Genomic DNA, 20,908 nt, shown 5'->3' on the forward strand with positions numbered 1-20,908 from the left:
ATTAGATGTTACCTCCTGAAAGAGAACAAGAAGAGAAATCCCAGATAAGGAAATTTGCTGAGGATCAAGCAAAAAGACAAGGTAGAAAAGTAGTTAAAAAGCTTGCTAAAAAAGGTGGTAAACTAGCCGCGAAGCTAGCAAAAATAGCAGTTAAAAAGTTTGCTATGGTATTAGGTAAATTGCTCGCATGGATTGTTGGTACTGTAGGGCTTCCCATAATTGGGATTGCCCTAGCCATCATAACTGCTCTAGTAGTGGTTTCTCTTGCTTGGTCTTTCCTATTTGGCACAGGCGAAGGACTAGCAGGAGAAGATAAGAAACTGCACCAGTATATTGTTGAACGAGCTAACGCAACCGTAAATATGAATAGTTCAATAGAGAAACCATACCGAGTACCTGAAAAACTTATTGCAGCCACTGTCCAAATTGATGCCTTCTCAAAGAATGAAGATATAAAAGAAGTTATCAAGAAGATGGCAACCGCTTTAGCACCTGAATTTGAATATGGGCGATATAACGAGTGGACAGAAACACAAGTCACTGTTTGTGAAGACGGTAGCTGTAAGACAGGTGATATTAAGAGGGACGATAAATACGTGGATAAACTTGAACATGTCGATTATTGGAACGGTTCCACTTCTTTTACATACACAGCTCATATTTCCGCATGGAAAAGTAGTACTGTCACTACCTATAAGACGGTAAAAGAAACAACAACTAAAAAGGTCGTTGAAGAGATTCAAGTTCCAGTACAACAAGAAACGTGTGAGAGAAAAATATTATCTGAAGATCCTCCTAAGTATCAAAATATCTGTACAACCAAAACGGTGTACGTAACAAAATTAGTTACTAAATATGTAGACGTAGAAACTGAGAGACAAGTAGAGATTAAAACTACAACAAAAACTAGAAATCAATACTTTACCTCTCAAAAAACTCAACGTACTGATTATGGTACTTTTGACAATATCCTAAATTCATATGGTTTAGGAATCAATGATAAGAAATTAATAGAAGCGAATTATCTTTTCATGGGCGGCACTATCGAATACAGTGAATGGTTATCTACAAATAGCGGTGGAGGGTCGTACGGGGGTGGATTCATAGGCTTTGATGGAATCATTACACCAGGAGGTGGTGTTCCACCTCAATTTATGCCATATTACCTTTCCGCAGAAAAGAAATACGGAGTCCACTGGTATACCCTTGCCGGTATACACTTTGTCGAAACCGGATTCTCTACTCACCCCACCATGTTATCATCAGCCGGAGCTGTCGGCCACATGCAATTCATGCCCGCAACCTGGGTTGGTTGGTCCTACAATATTGGAGGCGGTAGGGTTTCTCCAAGTGTAGATATTACAAGTTTAGCAGTTATAGCTCAAGGTCGGGGATACGGAGTTGATGGTAACGGTGACGGAAAGGCAGACCCATGGGATGTTGAAGATAGTGTTCACACCGCCGCAAACTACCTTTCTAAAAACAACTATGCTAACGATCCTCGTGGAGCGGTTTGGCATTACAACCATGCAGAATGGTATGTCAATAAGGTTCTGAATGCAGCGGAAGGATTCAAAAATGCAGCAACTTATCAAGCAAACGGAGACAAGATTCCTCCACTACAACCTGGTAGTTTTATGAAACCCGCTGTAGGTCGTAATACATCTGGGTTCGGGAATCGTAGTGGTGGAATGCACTATGGTGCGGACATTTCCCCTCCCGTTAAAGGAGCACTGGATTCTCAGGTTGTGGCTTCAGCCGACGGAGTAGTTAGTAGGTCTGCCTACTCAGGAACTTATGGACATGTTGTCTATATAAAACATAATATTGGTGGACAAGCCTATGAGACAGTGTATGCACACTTACAAGGTCGTGCTGTCACTTTAGGGCAAACTGTTAAACAAGGACAATTTCTTGGTCTTATGGGGGATACAGGAGATTCTGATGGAGTCCATTTGCACTTCGAGGTCCATCTTGGTGCTTGGAGCCAAAATAAAGCAAATGCTATAAATCCTGCTTTGGTAGTACCATTTTAGAAGCTGTGGAATGACAAAATAGATTTAAAAACCAAAAGAATACTTAAAGAACAAAAGAACCTTTAAAGCGAATTCTTATAAATGCATACTTTCTGTATAAAAAATTGAGATTGGTTCTGTCGTGATTCTTTTGTAAGTAGTTTTCAAAAGAACGTTGGTAAATCCATGTTTTCGGTTGACAGTTTTTAATTGTTTTTTTGTTACTGAACAGAAGCTTATTAGAGTTCAGGGGGGGATTTCAGAATTCCCCCTATATTATTACTTACTTTGGCAGAATACAAAAAAAGGAACTAGATACACTTGGAGGTAATTAAAATGAAAATGAAAAAGAGATTCTTAATCTCTCTAACACTTGTATTATCTATATTTCTCCTTGGAGCATGCTCCTCAAAAGAGAAGCCTACTGCAAATCTAAAAGTAACGGCTGAAAATAAATCATATTTAGAAGAATACGATAAATCACTTCAAAGTTTTATTAAAGAAATGACAACTATACTTAAGACATTTAATGATTCTGTAGATGGGCTTTATACCCAAAATTACAGTAGAGAGCAGTTTGCTAGTGCGATCAAAGGGACTATTGAACAATCGAATGCCCTTGTAACTGAGGTTGAAAATGTAGACCCGGATCCTGAACTTTTTGAGGCACATCAAAACCTAATTGTCTTGATCAATCGTTCACATCAATTGCTTCTTAATGCTATTGATATGGCAAATAAAACGGATACCGAAATTGACAAAGATTATTTAAGAAGTGAATACGTTGAAATTAAAACTAGCCAAGCTAATATAGCAAACCAATGGAAAATCCTTCGCCAACAACTAGAAGCTACTGAAGGGGCAGCTCAATAATGAATTCGAAACTTATCTGGTCCCTTGTTATTATCTTCATCATTGCAGGTGTCTCTGTATATCTTTTTATTAGTCCATCACTCGGAAAACAGAGTATAGACCTTGTAGAAGCAAAAAGTGAGGTTTTAACAGAAGTGGAAGAATATAAAGAATATGCCAATAACACAACGGAGTGGATAGAGAAAAATGGAGTGGAAGCAGAAATTGGATTCTTCACTCCGTCTGAAGAGGATCATAATCACCATAGTGACCCTAAGGAAGATGTCATAAAATATTTTATTGCAGGTTTGCTTGATAATAATATTGATATCTTTCTTTCTAGCTTCTATCCAGATTCTATATCTAAAGATTTATTCGAACATAAAAACCCTGATAAGTTTGCTGTCACTGAAGAAATTATGCAAAGACTTTCCCGAAAAGGGACTTTAAAAGCGGTTGACTATAAGGTGAATAAAGGTTTCATGGATCAAGAAACGAACTCCATTACTCTAACTATTACATACAGAGATAAAAAGAAGGCAGATATAATACTTGAATTGATGACAGTAGAGGACATTCATCACGAAGGAGAAGTTCATCAGATGTATGTAATAACTAATTCAGTATGGGATATGATTGACCATATAGAAAACAGCACCAGCTAGACTAGTGGTGCTGTTTTTATGAATATTAATCCTTTCACCATGTACCTCGCTTTTTATGTAAGCAATAAACACAGCTCCATATTAGCAAACTAAACCCTTTTGTCATAACCGGCTCATATTCCTGAAATAAATAGCACACGACTATTGCCAGCACACTTGATAATAAGCCCGCATAACATAACGATCTGATGGCCACAGGATTAAATAACATGTTTATCACTCCTTTACAAAATTCAAGTACTATTATTCATCAGTAATTGGTAATTGGTCAGTTTTTACCCAATATGCATACTGCTCAAAAGTAAGCCCCAGATATTCATGTAACTCTTTTTCAGAATCGCTGTTGTGCCATTCTTCAATAAAGTCATAAATATTATCATTTGTTAGTTTTAGCTTTACCATTTTTAAATTTCTCCTACATATTTAGTGTCTTTTAACAACATCCTACTCTACAGTTATCACGAATTCCGTGAACCTTTTACTTTCATGTATACAAGCCTAACACTTACAATAGCTATAATAATTAAGGATAAACTTAGAGTAATTGTTTTCACACCATAAGAAAATGAACTTGAATTTCCTACCATCATTGAAGCAAGGATACAAGCCAACAGCAATCTATATTGAAAGTCAGATTTCATTTTTTACAACACCTAATCCATTTTTAAAGAAGAATTTATTTCCCCATTTTCATTTGAGATTTTGTCACTTCAATTTTCGCAATTTTCCATGAACCAAATCTCTTATGATACGTGTTACTTTTAGGGAGTTCCTTTTCTTTAGCATATTCATCCCACCTAGTCATACTAGAATGAAAAAACATTTGCTTATGCTCAAGTGCAAGACTTATTAGCTCCTCATTACTAAGAGTTTTCGTTGCTTTTGGTCTATTTATAATTTTCATCATTTCATCATAAGTAAAGTGCGTTTTTATTGTATTATAGTTCGGAAGTTTATTTTCGCTAGCAAATTTATTCCATTGTCTTTGATTTTCGTATTTATCTCCATGTTCCAGTAAGACTTTTTTTATATCTTCTTTGTTATAGTCTGGAGTCCTCTTAAGTTCCGTGTGAACATTAACAAATGCCTTTGCCTCACTCCATTTACCATCAAATACTTCTATTATTGCCCTTGAAGTGGGAAGTTCATGGTTTTTAGCAAACTTATCCCAAACATTTCGACTTAGCATATGTTTACGATATTTTTTTATGATCTTCTCTATTTCTACTCTTGAATAGGGGGTCTTTACCTTTACTCCAAGTAACCTCTTAACATCATTCCAGGTACCGTATCTATAGATTAGAATAGAAGCGGAAGGGAGCGACGGTTCTTGTTCCTTTACAAAGCTATCCCACTCTTTTGTAGTAGTCACTTTACTTTTAAAGGGGAGAAGTAAGGGAATGTAGTCTTTACCTTTATTTTCGTTGGTTTCCATGCCCTTTAAGCACTCCTTTTATTGTTCCTGTTTGGAAGATTCCCACATAAGCCTAACAATATCTTCATTGTAGGCATTCATTTCTTTGAGTAATTCAACTTTTTCATTAAACTCTTCAGAAGTAGCAGCAGAAGCCACTTGTTTTTGTAAGTTTTCTTTTCTTTCAAAATAGGAGCTTACTTCGTAGTGGACATAGTTCTTAAAACCTTCACTTGTTGCTAATTCAGAGTACATGTTTAAAACTGCTTCATCAGTCGCATGGAAAAAACGAACTACCTCATCCTTATTTACTTTGCCTAGACGATAATCTCTTCTAGATGATGGATTTTCTACTCGGTCAAATGTAAGTTTAGAGATTAAAGATTTTTCTTTATCGTCGATTGTTACATCTCTGTTAATAATTAATTTTTCTCCGGGTAATTCATCTGAAAGATGATGTCCACTAAACATTCCTTTCACTCTAGGAACTATTACATATATTTCATTCTTATTTGTTAAAGCTAATAGGAAATTGGAATCTCCCAGCGTTGGTAACCTATCTAATCTCGTTAGAGCTCTATCTAATTCCAATGTTTCGTAAGATTCATTAATAACATCAACGATTGGACGTTCTTGTTCAGCTTGTTTATCTTCTCTTAACTTTTTATATTCTGCCCTTACCGATTTTGGAGTTGTTATGTAATCCTTAATCATCAGAACTACCACTACTGGAATTAACATTAGCATCATTACAGGCATAACTAATAGCTTCAATGCCCATTCAGAAGATAAAAATTTGGAGAGTAGAAGTCCAACTGTAATAAGAAGGGTACCAATAACCATAAATGCGATAGACGCTCTAACAGCAATCGTAAATAGAATAAATCCTGTTAAGCCACCTTCCCCCTCGAAGAGCAGTCCGTGTCTATCTAAAAAATCCACAATCCCTAAGAAATCAAAAACTGGTACAATATAATCCCATAAGCAAGCAATAAGGATAGCTATTCCAATACCCGCTAGACCTGCTAGTCCTGTTTGTCTTCCTCTATTATATTGAATGGCAGCATTCGCCACACTAAGTAGTGTGTTCATCATAACCCCTCCTTTATAATAATTATATCATATATAGATTCATAATCAAGTTCTGTTTTTAGGGGTGAATCCTGAAATGACAGGCTTTTCCTGCCAATTTTGTCACTTCCTCCACTCCTTTTAACTCCCAATGAAACCTTTGACCATTCTTGATAAAATTGGGTAGAGGTGGGTGAATAGAATTGTTTATTTCTCCAATGCTTTTAGGAAAGAGCGAAGTGCCATTTGATGATAATTCAACTATTACCTAGTTTGAGTTATCAATACCTATCTTTTTAAAAGACATATAAATCAAAGGCCATTACATATTATTTATGTCTAATATGTAATGGCCTTATTATTTTAAAGTACATTTCATCAAAAGTTCACTTATTAATATTTGAGCGCAAGAATAATGCTAGGACAATGTAATCATTTTACATATTTTTGTAATAAATAAAGGTTTTTCCAGAAGTTTGTTAGAATTTTATTTATTAATAAAAAATAAAGGGGTGTGGGATTGTGAAAAAGAGGTTATTATCAAGCATTCTTTGTTTTGGGATTTTATCTTTTGCTTTATTAATTAACTTTGGTTTACCATCAAAAGCTTCAGCAGCAGGTTCATGTTTGTCTGATCAAACGGGCTTATCAGAATTTAATGGTCTTACTAGTACTGATTTATTAGCACGCTTAATTTATGCAGAAGCATATTCCGAATCTTTAACTGGTAAAAAAGGTGTAGGCTTTGTTGTAAAAAACAGAATTGCTAAGAACCTTTCTGAATTTGGTGGTAATACCTATTCAGGCGTAATTTTAAAGCCTGGTTCTTTTGCTGGAATGACCACTTCCCTTGCTCGTTGTCCATCAACTACTTCTACTGCTTGGCTTGATAGTTTATCAGTTGCTTCAAATATAAATACAGCTACTAATCCAGTTGGTAAAACACTTTGGTTTAATACAAATAGCGTTTATACATCCAGAACCTATCAATTCCCGACTTATGTTGGATACACCTTTAATGGAGGGGCATCTTATTCTCAGGTTGTTGAGAAATATGTTATCGGTGGTCATACTTTTTTCCGGGTATCAGGATACTAATTAAAAGGCATCTGGCAAGCTCTGCTGGATGCCTTTTAATTAGTTAACAGGAATAAATTCTATATTCTTCATTTGATACAACTTATCCTTAAGGGTATATGTTATTTTAAAATCACCTATATATCCAGATGGGGATATAGTTGCACCTATAGTAGATATTAACTCGCCATTTGATACATCAAACCGAATTATATTACCTGAGTAAATATCTGGGAAAAGGTTATCAGGGTTAATTTCCAAATCATCTAGTTTAATTATACTTTTCTTTTCTCCAATAGTTATAATCGCTTCTTTATTAGTTAATTTTGTTTTTGTATTTCTTAAGACGATAGCTAATGGATTATCAACAAGCACTTCCTGGTAAATATACCCATCGTTAGATTTAACCTGGTTAAATACATGAATTTCTTCTTCTAATACCCCAGTGCCATGACCTTTTGTTAACACAATAATTAATTCCTTTTTATCATCTTTAGTAATGTCGCTATAAAAAAGTTTTGGCCAATAAGCTTTATTTACTACATTTTGCCAAAAAGGGAAAAATCTTTGTGAACCATTTAATTCTAATCTGAAATTAACAAGTTTTTCATCTGTTTCTTTAGCAAACAATTTTATTTTCGCTTCAGTTATTTCCCCAACTAATATATCCTTCTCCTCAATTGGGTTATTAGCTGATATTAAGTCTCCTTTTGCATAAACGTCAGAGAAATCTATACATAAAATCATTATTATTCCACTAATAAAACTCTTAACAAACTTCATAAAACCCCTCCTTTTTTATATTATTTATTAATTCAATTTTCTTATTCAATAAAATATCACCATAAAAAAGGGAAATAAGTTTCCATTTTCATCTACAATGTTTACCTTTCGGGCTAATATATTAAGTTGTTCTGCAACCCAGTGCTGATAGTAGGGCTTTCCCTTTCTAGCTCCTACATAACGGACAAAAATGTATCTCTTTGGATTATTATCATCATTACTCATTTGTTTAGATCTATCAATTAATACAGCTATTATATTAGCTAAGTGTTCATCAATAGGTATTGAATGTCCTTTAACGTAGGTCTTTTCAATGTCTGTTACAATTTGATATTTATCATTTAATTTAACTAAACAATCATGAGTTAACCCCAGAGTATCGGAAATTCTAAGACCTGTCTTAAAAGCAATCCATGTAATTGGCTGAACATTTGGATGAAGTTCATTAATATTATTAAACAATTGCTCCAATACAAATTCGGGAATATAATCCACTTGGTCATAAGGTTTCTTTTTTTCAGTTGGTTTGTCTTCAGGATAGATTAAAGTTGAGACACTTTTTTTAGGTGCAAAGTCATACTCGTACATTTGGCTATCCCTTAAAAATTTGGATACACAATTGAGCGCCTCTTTTTTATATTTTTCGGGATTAGCTTTTTTATGGGTGAAGTTTTTTGTATAACTATTTAGATATTCAATGTACTGAAGGATATGATTGCGAGTTAATTGATTAAAATCATTCCAGTCGGGTTCTAATTTTGTTATTAAATTTATAAATCCTGGTAAATATCGGGTATATAACTGTGCTGCTGATGTACTAAAATTATGACCGCTTAAAAGTCGTTGTTTAATGTACCGTTTACATCCTTCTTTCAAGTTGCGATTTTTTATTGAAGGTTATGTTTCTAATCTACGTTGTTTAAAAAGAATAGCATTATAACTGTTCGACAAAAATATCGTAATTTTGTATATATTCGAGAAAAATTTAAATAAAAATGATATATTATATGTAAAAATAATCCAACATATAAAAACCTTGGAGACGGAGGGCTAGATGAAATTAGCATCCTATATTAAAAAAGCATTATCAGACAATCCACTTTTAGTAATTGGAAGCGGCTCTTCTTGTGGTGCAGGGTTACCAGGAATGTATCAATTGTCACAGTATCTACAAACAAATATTGTCGGTAATATGGGTGAGGATGGTGAAGTATGGACAAAAATAAGAAAATTATTAAATGAAGATGTAGATTTAGAGTCTGCATTGCAATCAGTACCCAAAATCTCTGATTCATTAACGACCTCGATTGTAGAACATACATGGGCTTGCGTTGCAAAAGACGAAAAGAAAACCATGATGAAAATTTCAACAGGTGAAGATATTTGCGGATTTGTTAGGTATTTTAAGAAGTATCACCATACTAAAAATAAAGTATTGAATGTTGTGACTACAAATTATGATCAAATAATTGAGTTTTCGGCTTCAGTAGCAGGGTTACAAAGCTGGGATGGATTTAATACTGGAATTGTTTCTTATCCAATTTCCTATAGCGATTTTCATTCTAGATTGATAGAGATTAAAATAAGGGGAAGAAATGGTGGCGTAATACGTGATGAGGTTTGCCACGTGAAAATATATAAACCTCATGGGTCATTAAGTTGGTTTAAGACAGAAGACGATAGGTTCGTGAATATATCAAATGTAGGTTATTCTGACTTACCTTTGCTTAGAGAAAGTAATTTGATTCCGGTTATTGTTACTCCAGGGATAGGAAAATATTTAGAAACTCATCAACAACCATATAATAATGTTATTGCTGAGATGAATCATTCTATTCAAGAAACAAAGAGTGTAGTTTTCTATGGGTTTGGCTTTAATGACATACATATTCAGGGATCGTTTACTTCTTTGATACTAAATAGTTCAATTCCTAAAATTATAATAGCGAAAGAGCTATCAGAATCTTTTTTAAATATTATTAAGCTAGAAAAGATAAGGAACTATTTAGCGATAGAAGAAGCTGAAAATGGAAGTCGAATTATAAGTGATATAGTTGATGAGGGGAGTTTCTATGAGAAGAATTGTTGGAGTTTTAAGGGTTTACTTGATATTGCATGGGGGGCTGAATAATGGTTAACGACATTGTTAATTTGTTTGAGATACCACATATAAGGAGTGTGGGACAAGTTGTTAAAGTTGATAGCTACAGTGTAACAGTTAATATACCTGATGATGATACTTTAAAGACCCTAAATGTAAATGGATTTGTTATCCTTCATACATCTAATCCAAATGTTCGATTAATAGGTAGAATTGACCGTGTGTTGAGAGTTGACGACATTACACATTATGCAATAGAGGATGGTATAAGCCTTAAAGTTAATAATTCAGCTATCATTAACGCATTAGGAACCTTAAATGGCCCAAATATAGAGAGACAGAGAGCTCAGTTTACACGTGCTGTAGAGGTTCTTCCTGAGATAGGTGCAGATTGTTTTTATCTTACAGGGGAATATTTATCTTCTTTCACCTCACTTGTTGCAGAAGAGAACGCCACTTCAGATACCGCGCTTACATTAGGAAGTTATGCCATATCTAATGACTCAAAAGCTATACTCGATGGAGATGCCTTTTTTCAAAGACATGCAATGATAGTTGGATCAACTGGTTCAGGAAAATCATACACTGTAGCGAAAATAGTAGAACAAGCAGCTTCCTTGAAAAATTCAAATATGATAATTTTAGATCTTCATGGAGAGTATTCACCTTTAGCAGAACACGATAAAATTAAAAAATTCAGAATAGCAGGTCCTGGAGATTTAGACAATCCAGGAGAAGAAGTGTTATTTTTACCTTATTGGTTACTAGGGTATGAAGATATGCTTGCTTTAATTTTAGATAGAACAGATGAAAATGCGCCTAACCAAGCAATGGTGTTTTCAACAACTGTACTTGAAGCTAAAAGAAACCTCCTAGAAGAAATGGTACTGCTAGAAGAGCTTGAGACATTTACTATCGACAGTCCGATCCCATATAAAATGAATTATGTTGTCGACAAAATTGAAGAATTGAATAATGAAAGGGTTCAAGGAGCTAAAGGTTTGGTCAACGGCCCTTTTAAAGGGAGATTTGACCGATTTCTTCCAAGAATAAATTCAAAGTTAGATGATAGGAGATATGGATTTTTATTTAATTTAGATGAGGAAAAGTTGAAGTCTGATTATCTTATAAAACTAGTAAATGACCTTATGGAACCATCAAGTGACGAGAATAGTGGAGTTAAAATTGTTGATTTTTCAGAGGTTCCATCAGATATTTTACCAATTGTGATTAGTTTAGTTGCAAAAATTGTATTTCAAATTCAGCAATGGACTCCTTCAGAAAGAAGATATCCGATTTCATTGCTATGTGATGAGGCTCACTTGTATTTACCAGCAAAGCAGTTAGCAGATGCATCTGAAAAAAGGGCGTTGACCCACTTTGAGAGAATTGCAAAAGAAGGTCGTAAATATGGAGTAAGCTTAACTATTATTAGTCAACGTCCATCTGAATTAAATACTACTATTATGAGTCAATGCAATAATGTAATAGCATTAAGACTATCGAATCAATCAGATAAAAACGCTGTAAGTAATTTATTACCTGAAAATTTAGGAGGAATTAAAGAAGTTCTACCTACTCTAGGTGTTGGTGAAGGTATTGTTGTAGGAGATGCATGTTTATTGCCTTCAAGAATAAAGATTGACCAACCGATATACAAGCCGAAATCTAATAGTCTTAAATTTTGGTCAATTTGGAAAGATGGACAGGTTAATCAAAATTTAAACCAATCAGTAAAAAATCTTCAGCGTCAAACGTTAGAGTAAATCTGCTTTGATATTATAGCAATAATCCCTATTTAGCATTCAACAATTAGGCGTGTTTTATTTCATAACGCGTCTAATTGTTGTTTAGTGGGTTAATCTTGTTTAGAAACGAAAATACACCCTAACCTATTTACTCACGGGGGCTTTGATCCAAGAAGGATTAAGGCCTTTCTATGTTGAACTTTCTTCTAGTAGAGTAGGGGCAGTATAATTGAAGAAGCATACAAAAAAGTGCGATGCCTCCTAATCACAAGCATTGCACTTTTTGTTAACTAATATTTCTAACTTGTCTAACAGATGAATCCTTATTAAAAGTTGACTTTATTAAAAAATATAAACCAGGAAGTACAATGAATGTACCAATTAATAAATAGGTTAATCGAGTGCTAATCCCTAAGAAAGAAACTGATGCAAACAAAATCCCCAATGGCATAGTTATCCTTAAAAATAGCAAACGAATTGAACTTAACTGTGAAAGACGTTCTCTAGGTGCTTCTCTCTGAAAGTATGCAGCACTCTGAGCATTGAATAGCGGAAATAAAATGCCTCCTATTAGCTCACAAGCCCAAGCCAATGGGATAGATGGAACAAAGTAAAGCAAAACAAAGGAAAGGCCACCACCGATTAAACCAGAATACATTAGAAGATTGTTTTTTGGTAACTTTGTGAGTAGTAACATTCCTATAGCATATCCTACGGGAAAAGTCCCAGAGAATACCGCATACTCCCAAGCTTGTCCATCGAGTTCTCCACGAATGAAAGGAACATTTATTACCATGGTTGCTCCTACGGCAAACTGCACAATTGAAGATAAGATAGTTAGTTTTAATAAATGTGGGTATTGAAAAAAAGTAAAATAACCTGCTTTTAATTCTTCCCACCAGAATTTTTTGGACCACGTTGCAAATATTTCTACACTCTTCTGTGGTATTTGTAATAAGGATATATAGCTTAAAATAAACATTAGACTCGAGATAGCATATATAACATAAAGAGGACTGACTATAAGAAGTAATGATGTAACACCAGGTGCAATAAAACTCATCAATCTGAGAGTTCCCTCTAATAAACTATTTGCTTGTACTAACTCCTTTTCAGAACATATATCAGGCAATAGTGAGAATGAAAGGCTTGCATATATCGGCTGAACTAGGCCTAATAAACATTGTAAAATAATTAAACCTATAATTGTAATGTGATTTTCTCCACTTAAATAGCCTAAGAGAGGGAGAAGGTACGCTCCCGAACGAATCAGTTGTATATTTTTCAGCATTTTTTCTTTAATAACATGGTTAAGAAAAGGCGAGCTTATCCCTTGGAGTATTAAGGAAGGAAGAAAGTAAATCAACCAGAGTGCTCCCATCCATTCTTTTGAACCAGTTAATTCATATAACAATAAACCGTTAACAATTCCGCCAGCAACTCCTCCAAATTCTGAGATAATCTCACCAATCCAAAGAGCTTTAAATGATTTTGAATATGTCATTTTCATAGTTTGTCACCCAGGTATTGAGTAAGACGTGAAGTAAATGACTGGATTTGCACTGTGTTAACTGAATAGGTACCCTTATCAACGGAAATAAACTTTGCTGCTTTAAGTAAAGAGAGTTGATGATGAAGTGTTGTTTTAGAAACATTAAACTTCACACTTAGATCTTGAAGTGATTGTGGTCCTCTTATAATTTGATAAAGTAATTTTAATCTAAGTTCGTCCCCCAAAGCTTTATGTCCCCGAATAAGATCCTGTGGGGGTACTCCTGGTTCTAGTAATGCTTGATCTTTTAATGGATAAAAGATCAATTTGGTATCACTTGTACGTAGTTCTAAAATCCATGGACGATAGGATACATGTGGAATAAGCTTGATATGCCATATAGAAGGCTCAGGCAGGTATTTTGCTCCACCCGTTATTCTTTCAATCTCTTCAATAGGTTTAGTATTATCAATACTTAATTGAAATTTTCCTTCAAAGGATAATGCTTGCATCCATTTATTCCAATCGACTATTTCGTGTAACCAATCATACCAATCAGATAGAGTCTCAATAAATAAATCAATAATCTCATTTTTTGTTTTTTGAGCAATCGATAGAACATAACCCTCTAAGTAATCATGTTCCTTAAATAGAGATGCATATTCTGTAAGTGTATTTGGGTTCATTGCAGCGTTACGTCTGAATGTTTCATGTAAACGATCTTTGTAGGGTAATAGCGTTTCATAAAACTCTTGTGAGGTTAATTTTCTTATTGCGTTCGAAAAATCTTGAATTGTAATTGTAGAGAGTTTGTTTTGCATTAAAAGTATACCGTACCATAGATTTGTACTTTGGATAACCTCCAAGTTTTTTATTAATCTAGGTGACATTGAACAATAACTTTACAGTATCTTTGCTAAATCGGATAAACTTCACCCTTTTTCCATAGCTACCTTTATTAAAAGTACTGGCTTCTTGAAATGATTTACGAGATCGATAATCTCCAATTGTCAACTCAATAACTTCTGATGCTCTTGCTCCAGTTTCAAAAAGTAATCGAGCAATTAAGATTTCTCTTAATGACCAGTTTACTCTTTTCCCTGCTCCATAAACTTGATAGGGAAGATAAATATCACCAATAATTTCGGGTTTCCATTCCTCATTAATCAATTTAAAATAAGAATCTGTCAATCTTCTATGATGTATAGCATCCTCTGTTCCTGCTTCTGATGGCATTCGAGGCTTGTCTTTTCTAACCCCTTCAGTCCCTCTTTTATAAATATTTAAAACAGCATGTGAATCAATTAAGGGATTGGAATACAAATAGAACTTTAAATGAATTAGTGATTTATAAAATGATTTTAACGCTGAAAGAAATCGATTTACTGTATTAGGACTCTTGTTTGTACGGTTTACAAACCGAAAAGTATCTTTCTCTCTAATTTTACAAGCCATTTCACTCATAAGATAATCTTCAACGACTTTACGTATCCTGTCGGGTGAATCGTCCCATTTAACGTGTTTCCCTTGATAATTACTATATTGATCCAACCAAGTAAAGAATGGAAGGAGGGATTGAATGTACGATAGAGTAGAACTATTACTAATCCTACCAGTACAATCATGGTAATACTCTGTTAAGGGAAGAAAGGGTTGATCATGACAATTAAAGACTAACAATTTAAAACGACTTTTTACTCCTTTAGGACAATAATCATACCAATATTTGGACATGAATTTTACACCAACTCCTTCTTCGATATTCTAAGTAATATTGAAAAAAATAAATTATTTAGACCTCCTTTATACAAAAAAATACACCACTTTTAGATAAGTGATGTAGATAATTCTATATTGTGTGTGACATTATAGACAAGTTACCTTTAGTATAAGAATAAGATATATTCACTTATACTTTATATTACAAAGTAATACCGTCATTCGTGGAATGGGCCGAATAAATCGCACAACAACATAGACCCCCCTCATTAATTAGAGGAAGGTCTACGTTTGGTCCTTAAAGATGAATACAACAAAACAACCAGTCATCAAGAGTGTATAAACACTTTTGATGTTTTTTTATTCTGTCCTTAATGATACTTTTTAACACCATTTTTGTTATATTTAAGAAGCCTGTATGCGTTTAGTTTCGACTTTTAGATGATTGACACCAAATTTGTTATAGTAAATGATTTTCAAGGGGAGGGACATAAGCAAAATGGATAAAGAAATGTTACCCGAACAGGATAAAGAATTGGCCTTTCAATCCATCATATTAAACTTGCTAATTACCGCCCTGGATCGTGACATAGAAAGTATTAATAACTATAAGTTAAAACTGAAGAAGCAGCACGTACTCTTCATGGAAAAGATACGTCAACGTATCCAAAAGGATTTAACACAAGTTAGAAAGGATATGGGACGTAAAGGGATAAAGGTTTTTGCCATGGAGAATACGAACGAAGATTTCTGTAGTTATCGTTACTTGGTTCGAGGATACGAGAGCCGTTTTAATTGCTTTAGACCAGCTCTAAAGATGCATACAGAAAAACTATTAGCAGCTTATTATGAAATTGATCATGAGGATATAAGAAAGAGTGAGAAATAGTGAATACCTTTACATTACTAGGTTCGTTTTATCGTGAGGATGTAATAACGGACTTCTTAGCAAACCTTATTAATGAAGAGATAGCTTTTGCAGATTGGTTTATGAAGACCATCTGTTCTACATATTTGTTAGAGAATGAAAAAGTAGTAGCACGTACTCGTGTTGGATTAGGGAAGGGGATAGGTACTCCAGATCTTATCATCGAGAAAAAGAACGGTATAAAAACGAACATGATTATTGTAATCGAGAACAAGTTAGGGGCCTTGGAAGGGGTAGAGCAAACGAACCGGTATGCGTCTGAACAAGGGAAGAACGCTCTCATTTTTGAGTTGGATGTAAACAATGATGTACCATTTAAGTTCTTATTTTTAACTCTAGACCCTTACACTCCCGCTTCCAATAAAGAGTTTCAAAAGCAAGACTACCGAGCTTTCTTAGATGTGGACTGGAGCAATCATGTAAACCATCCTATAGCGGAACAGTTACTTAGAGATTACAGTAAACTACTCCATAATTTTTACCAACCCGTTATAAACTGTAAGCCTACTGATCACATTGCAGAAAAGACTAAGAACCTCAATGGGCTGCAGAAAAAATTGATTTGGATCAACATACTCCAACAAGCAACTGAAGTAAGTCATCTAAACATGACATTCGGGGAAGCTGGGGGATCAGGACGTAATACTGCAGTCTTTCTATTCAGTAAACCAGAATGGAAACAAGATAATTTTGATGGCAATGTTTTACTCCCTACATCAGCTAATATTCACTTTGAGTTAGCAGTTAACTTGTTGGACTATAGTAAAGTGAAAGATTTCCACTTACATTATGAGCTGAATCCTTATAAACCAAAGGATAAATACGAGAAGGTTACTGGATACCCTGAGTACGTAAACCTTCGTACAAAAAGAAGAGAAGCATTCCATGAAGCAATAAAGGGTTTGGATTGCTATCGCATTCTTACTCCACGAAAAGGAAGTAACTCCTTTTTAAGAATCAGCATTAATCAGAATGAGCGGTTTGAAGAGGTAATAAACGAATTAGTAACAATCATGAACCAGATTACTCCACTTATAGATAATATTCTTGAAATATAGAGTAAATGTAAAATGGACCGTCACGGTCCATTTTCTATTTCTGTTAATTTTATTTGTTATTTAAGCTAAAGTTATATTTTTTATTTATTTTACTAGCAATTTTGCCTAAAAATTCTTGGACGGTCATATCTTCAACTTCATTGGTGTACCATGCTAGCTTTGCTCCCTTATCCATCCGATTGTATTCAACTTTTAAAGGCATATATGTATTCATGGTATAAGTGTAGTCAAACTTGATATTCAATTTATTTCCTTCAGGACTTTCTAATATTACGTTATATATTGGGTTCTTATATTCTGGTTCAAACTTTACTTTCTTTATTTTCGTTCGCATTTCTTTCTCCTTGCTAGGTTTTAATTATCTATTTAAATTCATTACGTGTTTGTTTAGATATTCCTCAATTTGCATGTACCTAAGTATTGGTGACTGCAATGCTTTGGTTTCTTTTCTTGAGTAGTTTCGCAATTGTACTAGACACTCTTGATATTTCTCATTTATTACAAGTTCTAGATCTACACCAAACTTATCTTGAATCATTTCTTTTACAATATTAACTTGATAGATTTGGCTATTTTCACGTGTTGTCTTATTGTCCTTTACGATTGGGGACCAAAGTATATAGTGTTTTTTATAGCCTGGCAGGTACTTTTCAGCATACTCAATATCTTTGCTAAATTTATCGTACAATTTCTGAATGTTATTGCTTTTATTATCCTTCCCCGTATAAAGCAAACCCGTAGTCAAATGCGTTGTAGATTCACAAACATAAGCTTCATTTGTCTTAAGATTTACCCCCACAACATCTATTTCACCTTGAACATCTTTTGTATAGAGATTCCTCTGAACAAAGTCACATTCTTTAATATATTCTAAGTAAGAGGCTACAATTTCTTCACCTATATTCATATTTACACCTCAATAGTTTTCTAGCAAAATATTCAATTTCAATTATAAACTCTTTTCTAATGATTGTTCAATTGAAGAAGAAGTATAATTGGTTTAGCTAATATCTGAAGTTATCTATAGTTATCTATTAAACTTACCGTTGCACATAAGGAGACGATAATATGAACCGCCTATATCTAGTTGGAATTTCACTTATTTTGCTTGTATCACTATTTGGGTGTTCTTCTAATTCTCATACAGTTGAATCAAATGAAGACAATGAAGTAATAGTCAACAAGCCAGCTAATAAGGATTCAACAATTAAACCCTCTGAAAAAGAATACGTAGAGGAATTAGCTGATACTACTCATGAAGGTGTTTCCAAGGAGGAAATGGAACAATTAAAAGAAAAGTTGAGAACATACATATTTGTTGAGTATATGGGTAGCTCTGATTACGTTTATGCAAAAGGAGTTAATTGGACAGAAAATTATTATGATAATCTAACCGCTGAAGAGATCTGGAACGTTATAGAGGAATATAAGAAAATGAATAACGGTGAGGAAGGGACATTGTTTGACCAAGCTAGTTATCTATCTGTAAATGCACCTATAAAAGATAATTGGGAAGAACTATTTTTAGAAAACTGGGAGAATAGCTCTTATGCAGAAGATAACCAAATAGAAACTATGATTGATAAAGGGGATTCAGTTTGGATTTATACCGATAATATGCCTTATACAGGTGAGGAAGACAATTATCCATTCATAACATTATTTAAGCGAACCGGTAATTGGCACGGCTAAAGTATTTTATTATTTGCATAGAAAATCTAAGAGGTAGAAAAGGCACAGTCACTCGAAAAAATGGAGGTCGGTCATAAAATGGAAAGTCATTTTACCATCAAAGGGGATAAAGAGTCTGGAAAGTATATTGTTCATGAAAGTGGTAGACTAGAACCAGTAATCGAAATTACTGGTATGCACTATGGTGGATTAAAAGAGGCAAGACAAAGGATTGGAAACTATTTAAAGAATAAAGGGTATGCTCTTAACAGTGTATTTGAACATCGTTGTATTAAACCTGGTAGAAAAAATAATCCAATCCATAGTTGGACTGTTGAAGAGTACTTAATTGGAGCACCAAGGAGAAAGTAATCCCTCTACAGAGGAGCAGTTAATACAATATTAATAGAAAACGCACCACGTGGCGGAACCTGTCCCCTAAAAACGCACCACCTATTCGGTAGTATCTTAGTCTTCAATAAACATAATAAAAAGTAGTATGGGTACTGTCAAAAGGAGGTACCTATACTACTTTTTCTCATTTTTCAAGCACTGGTAGAACAGAGGATAACCATTCAAGCAGTCTCTCTTTTGTATTTTTTCTAAGTTTCATAAAGGTTGATTCATCAGTCATCAATCTTGATATAGTTGGCTGACTAACCTTGGATACTTTAGCCAGCTGCCGATCACTCAAATCAAGCTTGTCCTTTACGTTAGCAAGGATTCTTGGAGTTAATGGGATATCTCCCTTGATAACAGATTCCACTTCACTTGCTACGGATAGATAACTTTGTAAGGCCTGTACTTCCTCTTCCTCCACTTTAAAGAATGGAGCGATATTTTTAGGAGGGGTAATGATCACACGCTGCTTCAAGAAGTAATCAAACAACCAACCTCTTTTGTTTAATAGTTCAGGATCCAGTTCTCCATCTGGTGTTCCATATCTCCATGAACCTATTACTCCATCTTCTCTTAAATCTTCAAGGATACGGGTAAACTCTTCTAGAAAAACACTTGGCTTTTTCTTACGATTATTTGTAATCTCAAGACCCATCACGCTGAGTAATCCTTTTTCACCACTTATAGGATATGAATATAAGGAGATTTGCTTTAGTTTCTTATTTAAGTCCCAAGCTAAGTTTAAATATCTAGTTAGCCTTTTATGATATACCTGGTGCTTAAAGTGGTATTTAAGTGCCTGCTGCGACATTAACCGCATGTTGCTTTTATCTTCTTCTTCCTCTAACAAAAGATTCTCCATAAGAATATTACCTGGTCGTACATATACCTGTTCGAAGCCTAATGGCTCATCATTTTCGTAGTACATTTTGTAATCCCCGATATAGAAAAGACTTTTGACTTCCTCTGTTTCAGAGATGTTTAGGACAACACCTGTTTTGGGATCTACCTCTACATCCTCAACTTTCCTACCTAAACTTAAAGTCAGGCTAAAAAGCTTTGTTAACTCTTGCATCGCTTTAATTCTTTTTTGTTTATGATAAACCGGTGTACCATCTGCAAGGTGTTTATGAGGAGATTCTTGTCTGAACTGCAAGATATCATCAACCGTCAGGGAAATCATTCCTGAGCTATCTTTTTGCTTCTGCTCTGTCCATAATACACGCACGACATCGAAAACGTCCCCAGTGTATTCATCAAGGTCCATAATGGTCTTACTCATTAATAAATTCCATTCAATACTTTTACTCTCTTCTTTTTTGATAAAAGGAGTAAGTTTCCGCTTTTCAACGAGACTAACCATTCCCTCTTCGGGGTTTTCTATTTTGGACTGTGGATAGGGATATACTTCCGACTCTTGAAAGTTATCTCTCGCGATCGCTTCTTGAATTCTATAATTAAATACGTAATTTTTATCTAAAATAAATTCCTCGGACAAAATATCTTCGATTAGAACTTTATTGTTTGATCGGATTGCCATACGTTTTTTTCACCTCAAACAAGCTATTTCTCTTATTCTATCATGCTTGTAGCGATGTGTAATCGCTTTTGAATAGGGATATTCATCAGCTTCATTTCCTTATGAATCACTTTTTGAAATAGGACAACTTAGAGGATATAACAATTACATCCTCACTAAAAACACTGATATATAGCGTTTTTATTATATAGAAGAGTGATTCATAAGTAAGAGGATTTCTCTTATGAATCACTTTTGAAAAAAGGACAACTTAGAGGATATAACTACTAGTGATAATGGTATTTCTAAAAGTGAAACCCTTATATATCAAGGTTTCTCTAACTTTTCAGGTGATTCATAAACTTTTTCTGTTTTTTCATTATGAATCACTTTATA

The 20,908-nt window shown here is 34.3% G+C and carries 21 protein-coding genes; 10 read left to right on the forward strand and 11 right to left on the reverse strand.

Annotation, left to right across the window (positions count from 1 at the left end; translation table 11 throughout):
• Nucleotides 1–5 precede the first annotated feature (5 nt).
• From ACVBAX_RS21445 to ACVBAX_RS21455, 3 genes are all read left to right on the forward strand, one after another.
• The gene (locus ACVBAX_RS21445) at nt 6–2,036 is read left to right on the forward strand and encodes a peptidoglycan DD-metalloendopeptidase family protein (RefSeq protein ID WP_447118781.1); all 2,031 of its coding nucleotides are present in this window, start codon (nt 6–8) and stop codon (nt 2,034–2,036) included.
• Nucleotides 2,037–2,351: 315 nt separating this feature from the next.
• Nucleotides 2,352–2,888: a hypothetical protein gene (locus ACVBAX_RS21450; RefSeq protein ID WP_340906855.1), complete on the forward strand. Its 537-nt coding sequence runs from the start codon at nt 2,352–2,354 to the stop codon at nt 2,886–2,888.
• A complete protein-coding gene (locus ACVBAX_RS21455; protein ID WP_340906853.1) occupies nt 2,888–3,532 on the forward strand; it encodes a hypothetical protein in 645 nt (214 codons plus the stop codon). The genes ACVBAX_RS21450 and ACVBAX_RS21455 overlap by 1 nt, the downstream gene beginning before the upstream one ends.
• 243 nt (nt 3,533–3,775) lie before the next feature.
• On the opposite strand, the gene ACVBAX_RS21460 is transcribed toward ACVBAX_RS21455, so the two are convergent.
• The 3 genes from ACVBAX_RS21460 to ACVBAX_RS21470 form a co-directional block, all read right to left on the reverse strand.
• Nucleotides 3,776–3,934, reverse strand: coding sequence for a hypothetical protein (locus ACVBAX_RS21460; RefSeq protein ID WP_447118782.1), 159 nt, complete (start codon nt 3,932–3,934; stop codon nt 3,776–3,778).
• 274 nt (nt 3,935–4,208) lie between these two features.
• On the reverse strand, nt 4,209–4,967 hold the full coding sequence (locus ACVBAX_RS21465; RefSeq protein ID WP_340906852.1) for a hypothetical protein: 759 nt from the start codon (nt 4,965–4,967) through the stop codon (nt 4,209–4,211).
• A gap of 18 nt (nt 4,968–4,985) precedes the next feature.
• Nucleotides 4,986–6,041, reverse strand: coding sequence for a hypothetical protein (locus tag ACVBAX_RS21470; protein WP_447118783.1), 1,056 nt, complete (start codon nt 6,039–6,041; stop codon nt 4,986–4,988).
• 498 nt (nt 6,042–6,539) lie between these two features.
• Between ACVBAX_RS21470 and ACVBAX_RS21475 the strand changes: the two genes are divergently transcribed.
• On the forward strand, nt 6,540–7,115 hold the full coding sequence (locus tag ACVBAX_RS21475) for a cell wall hydrolase (protein ID WP_340906850.1): 576 nt from the start codon (nt 6,540–6,542) through the stop codon (nt 7,113–7,115).
• 39 nt (nt 7,116–7,154) lie between these two features.
• Here the strand turns inward: ACVBAX_RS21475 and ACVBAX_RS21480 are convergent, their stop codons facing one another.
• Together ACVBAX_RS21480 and ACVBAX_RS21485 are read right to left on the reverse strand one after the other, a co-directional pair.
• Complete coding sequence (locus ACVBAX_RS21480; protein ID WP_447118784.1) at nt 7,155–7,877, reverse strand: hypothetical protein; 723 nt, start codon at nt 7,875–7,877, stop codon at nt 7,155–7,157.
• Between the two features lie 45 nt (nt 7,878–7,922).
• Entirely contained in the window at nt 7,923–8,753 is an 831-nt protein-coding gene (locus ACVBAX_RS21485; RefSeq protein WP_340906846.1) for a tyrosine-type recombinase/integrase, read from the reverse strand.
• A gap of 178 nt (nt 8,754–8,931) precedes the next feature.
• Between ACVBAX_RS21485 and ACVBAX_RS21490 the strand changes: the two genes are divergently transcribed.
• The gene (locus ACVBAX_RS21490) at nt 8,932–10,008 is read left to right on the forward strand and encodes an SIR2 family protein (protein WP_447118785.1); all 1,077 of its coding nucleotides are present in this window, start codon (nt 8,932–8,934) and stop codon (nt 10,006–10,008) included.
• The gene (locus ACVBAX_RS21495; protein ID WP_340906842.1) at nt 10,008–11,744 is read left to right on the forward strand and encodes an ATP-binding protein; all 1,737 of its coding nucleotides are present in this window, start codon (nt 10,008–10,010) and stop codon (nt 11,742–11,744) included. Before ACVBAX_RS21490 ends, ACVBAX_RS21495 begins: the two co-directional genes overlap by 1 nt.
• A 268-nt stretch (nt 11,745–12,012) precedes the next feature.
• On the opposite strand, the gene ACVBAX_RS21500 is transcribed toward ACVBAX_RS21495, so the two are convergent.
• From ACVBAX_RS21500 to ACVBAX_RS21510, 3 genes are read right to left on the reverse strand one after another with little or no spacing between them, the layout of a single operon-like run.
• Nucleotides 12,013–13,236 carry an MFS transporter gene (locus ACVBAX_RS21500; protein WP_447118786.1) on the reverse strand — a complete coding sequence of 408 codons (1,224 nt, stop codon included), beginning with the start codon at nt 13,234–13,236 and terminating at the stop codon, nt 12,013–12,015.
• Complete coding sequence (locus tag ACVBAX_RS21505; protein ID WP_447118787.1) at nt 13,233–14,039, reverse strand: ArsR/SmtB family transcription factor; 807 nt, start codon at nt 14,037–14,039, stop codon at nt 13,233–13,235. The genes ACVBAX_RS21500 and ACVBAX_RS21505 overlap by 4 nt, the downstream gene beginning before the upstream one ends.
• 58 nt (nt 14,040–14,097) lie before the next feature.
• Nucleotides 14,098–14,952, reverse strand: coding sequence for a hypothetical protein (locus ACVBAX_RS21510; protein ID WP_340906837.1), 855 nt, complete (start codon nt 14,950–14,952; stop codon nt 14,098–14,100).
• A gap of 484 nt (nt 14,953–15,436) precedes the next feature.
• Here ACVBAX_RS21510 and ACVBAX_RS21515 point away from each other — a divergent pair, with 484 nt between their 5' ends.
• Nucleotides 15,437–15,826, forward strand: coding sequence for a hypothetical protein (locus tag ACVBAX_RS21515; RefSeq protein ID WP_340906836.1), 390 nt, complete (start codon nt 15,437–15,439; stop codon nt 15,824–15,826).
• Nucleotides 15,826–16,923, forward strand: a complete 1,098-nt coding sequence (locus ACVBAX_RS21520) for a PD-(D/E)XK nuclease family protein (RefSeq protein WP_340906835.1) — start codon at nt 15,826–15,828, stop codon at nt 16,921–16,923. Before ACVBAX_RS21515 ends, ACVBAX_RS21520 begins: the two co-directional genes overlap by 1 nt.
• Before the next feature lie 49 nt (nt 16,924–16,972).
• Here ACVBAX_RS21520 and ACVBAX_RS21525 read toward each other — a convergent pair whose 3' ends face one another.
• Both ACVBAX_RS21525 and ACVBAX_RS21530 read right to left on the reverse strand, forming a co-directional pair.
• Entirely contained in the window at nt 16,973–17,257 is a 285-nt protein-coding gene (locus ACVBAX_RS21525; RefSeq protein ID WP_340906833.1) for a hypothetical protein, read from the reverse strand.
• Nucleotides 17,258–17,281: 24 nt separating this feature from the next.
• Nucleotides 17,282–17,830: a hypothetical protein gene (locus tag ACVBAX_RS21530; RefSeq protein WP_447118788.1), complete on the reverse strand. Its 549-nt coding sequence runs from the start codon at nt 17,828–17,830 to the stop codon at nt 17,282–17,284.
• 161 nt (nt 17,831–17,991) lie between these two features.
• Here ACVBAX_RS21530 and ACVBAX_RS21535 point away from each other — a divergent pair, with 161 nt between their 5' ends.
• Nucleotides 17,992–18,615: a hypothetical protein gene (locus tag ACVBAX_RS21535; protein ID WP_340906830.1), complete on the forward strand. Its 624-nt coding sequence runs from the start codon at nt 17,992–17,994 to the stop codon at nt 18,613–18,615.
• Between the two features lie 78 nt (nt 18,616–18,693).
• A complete protein-coding gene (locus tag ACVBAX_RS21540; RefSeq protein WP_340906828.1) occupies nt 18,694–18,966 on the forward strand; it encodes a hypothetical protein in 273 nt (90 codons plus the stop codon).
• Between the two features lie 166 nt (nt 18,967–19,132).
• Here the strand turns inward: ACVBAX_RS21540 and ACVBAX_RS21545 are convergent, their stop codons facing one another.
• Nucleotides 19,133–20,533 carry a hypothetical protein gene (locus tag ACVBAX_RS21545; RefSeq protein WP_447118789.1) on the reverse strand — a complete coding sequence of 467 codons (1,401 nt, stop codon included), beginning with the start codon at nt 20,531–20,533 and terminating at the stop codon, nt 19,133–19,135.
• Nucleotides 20,534–20,908 lie beyond the last annotated feature (375 nt).

The sequence above is a fragment of the Robertmurraya sp. GLU-23 genome, assembly GCF_052983275.1.